This is a genomic window from Serratia sp. 506_PEND (genome assembly GCF_001076875.1).
Taxonomy (GTDB): Bacteria; Pseudomonadota; Gammaproteobacteria; order Enterobacterales; family Enterobacteriaceae; genus Serratia; species Serratia marcescens.
This window is the reverse complement of the sequence record NZ_JVEL01000558.1, coordinates 1-4,590: the sequence shown is the minus strand read 5'-3', so window position 1 is coordinate 4,590 and position 4,590 is coordinate 1. Positions and strand designations below refer to the sequence as shown.

Genomic DNA, 4,590 nt, shown 5'->3' with positions numbered 1-4,590 from the left:
GTCGAGGGCGACTGGTTCGGTGAGGGGGAGGCGGTCGATGCGCTGACCTACGTGCGGCACTGCCCGGTGACGCGGCACATGCTGCGGGCTACCGAGCCGTTCTTCTGGACCAAGACCCGGGCGCGCCAGGGCGAGCGCTACCGGATTGTGCGCGCGCCGCGCGGCGCGGGCCTGCACGGCGTGCAGATCCCGGTGTTCGGCCCCGCCGGCCTGGAGGGCGCCGTCAGCCTGGGAGGCGAGCGCATCGACGCCTCGCCGCCGGTGCGGTTGGCGCTGTCGCTCGTGGGCTCGGCGGCCTTTCTGGCGGCGCGGCGGCTGTTCGAACCGGCAGCCGGCAAAGAAGAAGGCCGGCTGTCGGCGCGTGAGCGCGAAGTGCTGAGCTGGACCGCCATCGGCCGGCGGCAGGCGGATATCGCCGCGATGCTCGGCCTGTCTGAACGCACGGTGGAAAACCACCTGCGCCGCATTCGCCAGCGTCTCGGCGCCGCCACCACCGCGCAGGCGATCAGCGTGGCGATCCGCCTGGGGGAGATCGCCCCCGAGAGCCTTAGCCCGCCGCCATTTGCCGCAGCAACCACTCGCGTAGCGCAATGATATCGGGGCGCTGCGCAGTTTCTTCGGTGGCCATCAGATAGTAGTTGGCGCCGGGTAACGCCATCTCGAACGGCGCGGCCAACACGCCGCGCTGCAACAAATCGCGTGCCAGCAGCCGGCTGGCGATCACCACCCCCTGGCCGGCCACCGCCGCCTGCAGCGCATGGGTTTCGTCACTGAAGGTCAGCCCGGCTTCCACGTTCAATCCTTCCGGCCCGTAGCGCCGTCGCCAGTTCTCCCAGGTCGGCGCGTCGGCGGGCACCTGCCGATGCTCCACGTGAAACAGCGTCACCCGCTGCAAATCTTCGATGCGCTCCAGCGCCAGCGCCGGGCTGGCCACCACGATAAAACGATCCTCATGCAGCAGGGTGCAGTGCAGATCGCTTTCCGGCGTTTCACGGTAGCGGATGGCGACGTCCACGGTGCGCTGGTTGAGATCGACGCGCTCGACGCTGGTGTGCAGGCGCAGATCGATGGCGGGAAACTCCGCCTTGAAATCCGCCAGGCGAGGCACCAGCCAGTGGGTGAGAAAGTTGGAGGTGGTGGTGACGGTCAGCGCCGGCGGCTGCCGGGCGCGGGTGATTTGGGCGACGGACTGCGCCAGCGCGGCAAAGGCGCGCTGGGTGCCGGCATACAGGATCTCGCCGGTCTCGGTCAGGCTGACGCCCTGCGCGCTACGCTCGCACACCCGGCATTCCAGCACCGACTCCAGCAGCTTGATCTGGTGGCTGACTGCCGTCGCGCTGACGCCCAGCTCCTCGGCGGCATGTTTAAAGCTGCGGCAGCCGGCCACGGCGTGGAAAGCGCGCAGCGCGCCCAGCGGCGGCAAACGGGTTTTTCTCATGGCTGAATTATTCTCATCCAAGGCTGAAAACTATGAGTTTGTCTGACCGATTATACAAGAGATAGGCTACTGACATGTGAACAGGGAAATGAATTTATTTCATCATTTCCATCATGTCGGAGTGAACGATGAGCCTCTATATCAACAACGGCGCCCTGGGCGCCATGGAACACCCGGGAACGGCGGCGAGCGCCCTGGCGCTCAGCGTGCCGGTCGCGGCGGGCGCCTTGCTGCTGAAGACCGAAAATCTGCTGGGCATCGGCGCGACCCTGATGCAGCTGACGGCATTGGCGCTGGCGTTTCTCGGCGGCGCCGCGCTGGCCCGTCTACGGCCGCTGCGGAACCGGCCTGCGCTGGCGATTCTCCGCTACGGCTTTTTGCTGGCGGCGGCGGGATGGCTATTGATGCTGCTAATGCTGTTCGGCGGCCACGGCTGGCCGGCCCTGCTGCCGGGCATCGCCCTCGGCGGCCTGGGGCAGGGCGTCGCCTATCGCACGGCGGTGGGGGAGAGAACGGCGTTCGCTGTGGCGTGCCGGCTGACGACGGTGGTGACTATCGTGGCCGTAGTCGTTGCCGCTTCGCTGGTGCAAACCTATGCCGCGCCGGGGATAAAGGGAGCCTGTTTCGCCCTGGCGCTGCTGGTCGACCTGGCGCTGCTGGGGGCATTGATGGCGCGGGTTGCGGAGCGGGATGGGGGCTGAGAAATGGCTGAAGGTTAAAGGCCTGCCTGGAGGACGAGGCGGGCCTTTAGGTGTTTGTGGGGATTGGTAGGGTTAGCAATCTGATAGGGCGGGTTTGTGCCAGAAGCAGACATTGATTGTGAATTGAAAGCTGTGGTGATGTGTTTCCATTAACGTAACTTTAATTAGAATAGCCTCGTTGAAAACGAGAGAACTGGAGTGAAAATGTTTGCTGATTTTGGTGTCGTGAATTTCTGGACGTACCTGCTTGGTGCGACGCTGATAGTCCTTGTGCCAGGCCCTGAAACCATGTTCGTGATTAAAACGAGCATTACCAGCGGCATCAAGCGAGGCTTTGCTGCAATATTTTCCATCCTCCTGAGCGACGTTATCCTTGTTCTTTTGGCCTGGTGCGGGCTGGCGGCAGTTATCAGCTCAACACCAGCCTTGTTTAACGCCATCAAATATGCAGGTGCTGCTTATCTGTTCTATCTCGGAGTCCAGACGATACGCGCTATCTTTAAGCCAGCGGTCGAAACGAGTGAGGAAAAGAAATCTTCAGCTGATGCTAAGGGGATCATCGGGCGCGGAATGCTGGTTACGCTATTGAATCCAAAGACGCTGCTGTTCTATATCTCTTTCTTCGCCCAGTTCATCAATGTTCAGGCTGAGCACTCCTGGATGGCGTTTATCATTCTTGCTGCAGTGATGTTCGCGATTACTCTCGTTTATTTCGGCTTCCTCGTTTTCTGCGGCTCTTATCTGCTCAGTCGTCTGAAAGGCAACCGTAGGTTATCTGCCACTGGAAACGCGCTGGTAGGTATGTTCTTCATTGGATTTGCAGCACGGCTCGCAAGCGCAACTTCCTGACTGGATAACTAAACCGCCGCGAGGCGGTTTTTTTACGTTCTTTCGCTGGATGGGACGTCCGCTCTTCGTATAGCAGCCCTTAGGATTGAAAGTACAAAAATACGACCTAACACCATTCTGCACAGTGAAGGCTCGGTCATCGCTAAACGCTCAGATTTTCAATGTTTCAATGACCATTCGCAGAGCGGGGGATACATTGCGATGAGGGTAATAGAGAAACAACCCCTCCATTCGCAGGCTGTAACGCTGTAAAACTCTGATAAGCGCCCCGCGTTCCAGATCATCTGTGACCAGTTCGACAGGAACATAGGCCAGCCCCAAGCCCAGCCGGGCGGCTTCTGCTTCCATATAACTGTCAGATAAGGCCCATTGCCCTTCAGGCCGATGAGTGATTTTTTTATCATCCTGACTGAGTTCCCACTGGTACACGCTGCCGTCGGCAAACTGATAGGCGATACAGGGATGCGTTGTTAAATCCGCCGGGGTTTGCGGAAAACCGTAGCGACGAAAATGCTCAGGGGTACCCACAATGGCCATCTCCATATCGGGCGTAATGCGTACAGCAACCATGCCTGGGCTTACTTCGGGCCCCAGGCGAACGCCCGCATCGAATCTTTCTTCGATAATATCGACGAACCTGCTCTCGTTTATGAGTTCCAGCCTGATATCAGGATAGCGCTGTTTAAATATCGCAAGCTTTGGCAGCAGGCATTTATCAATCGCGTGCTGGCTGGCATTGATACGAACCGTGCCGGAAGGGGTCTCGCGATAATGTGCCAGCGTGGCAAGCCCTAAATCTAGCGTATCAAATCCAGATGCCGTCTTCTGGTAGAGCTGCTCGCCCGCTTGCGTCAGCGACAGTTTACGCGTGGTGCGCATCAGTAGCTGGACACCCAGCCTTTCCTCAAGCTCACGAACGGAACGGCTGACCCCTGATTGAGCAAGCCCCAGCCGCTGAGCCGCCGCGGTAAAACTGCCTTCCCGTACCACTTGCATAAATAGGTACAACTCGTTGTAGTTCTCCCTTTTCGCCATTGAATAATCCCTCCTGAACGACAGCAAACTCAGCATTAATTTATAACAATATGGTATCAATCTTAGCAGTAATACCCCTCTAATCAGCACTAATTCTGCTCACTATAATGACCCCATCAAAACAAAGCACCGCAGCGTTGTCCGTAGGAAACCTGTATCTCTCTTGTTTTTCATGGGGATTTTTATGAAAACCTTCACCCGAACGCTAAAAACCGCGATGCCGGCCATGCTGTTATTCGCATCATTAAGTGGAGTCACGACAATGAGTTATGCTGATTCAACCAATCCGAACGCCCCTGTTTCCATGACAGATAAATGGGATAAAACGTTCGCCGAGAGCCAGAAAGTCGATCATCATAAAGTCTCGTTCCAGAATCGATATGGCATCACCTTAGTGGGNGCCCAAAGATCGCGGCGATCGCAAGCTGGCGGCGATTGCGGTCAGTGGGCCTTTTGGCGCGGTGAAAGAGCAATCCAGCGGTCTGTATGCGCAGACGCTGGCGGAACAAGGGTTTATTACCCTGGCGTTTGATAGGACGGGGTGTTGAGCAGCGACCAAACGCGGCT

General features: G+C 58.3%; 5 protein-coding genes and 1 pseudogene. 4 read left to right on the top strand and 2 right to left on the bottom strand.

Translation table 11 applies throughout. The features are described 5' to 3' along the window. Positions 1-594: PA1136 family autoinducer-binding transcriptional regulator (locus ADK28_RS24785; RefSeq protein WP_048796938.1), on the top strand; the 594-nt coding region annotated here is incomplete at its 5' end. Here ADK28_RS24785 and ADK28_RS24780 read toward each other — a convergent pair. Continuing rightward, complete coding sequence (locus ADK28_RS24780) at positions 548-1,438, bottom strand: LysR substrate-binding domain-containing protein (RefSeq protein WP_048796937.1); 891 nt, start codon at positions 1,436-1,438, stop codon at positions 548-550. The genes ADK28_RS24785 and ADK28_RS24780 overlap by 47 nt on opposite strands. A gap of 128 nt (positions 1,439-1,566) precedes the next feature. Between ADK28_RS24780 and ADK28_RS24775 the strand changes: the two genes are divergently transcribed. Together ADK28_RS24775 and leuE are read left to right on the top strand one after the other, a co-directional pair. Further along, positions 1,567-2,139: a hypothetical protein gene (locus tag ADK28_RS24775; protein WP_048796936.1), complete on the top strand. Its 573-nt coding sequence runs from the start codon at positions 1,567-1,569 to the stop codon at positions 2,137-2,139. A gap of 204 nt (positions 2,140-2,343) precedes the next feature. Continuing rightward, positions 2,344-2,988: a leucine efflux protein LeuE gene (gene leuE, locus ADK28_RS24770; protein WP_033639895.1), complete on the top strand. Its 645-nt coding sequence runs from the start codon at positions 2,344-2,346 to the stop codon at positions 2,986-2,988. A 150-nt stretch (positions 2,989-3,138) separates the two neighbouring features. Here leuE and ADK28_RS24765 read toward each other — a convergent pair whose 3' ends face one another. Next, entirely contained in the window at positions 3,139-4,023 is an 885-nt protein-coding gene (locus tag ADK28_RS24765) for a LysR family transcriptional regulator (protein ID WP_033639896.1), read from the bottom strand. Positions 4,024-4,285: 262 nt separating this feature from the next. Between ADK28_RS24765 and ADK28_RS30620 the strand changes: the two are divergent. Next, positions 4,286-4,556 (top strand): annotated as a pseudogene (locus ADK28_RS30620) (alpha/beta hydrolase); the annotation flags it as partial. Positions 4,557-4,590: the final 34 nt, after the last annotated feature.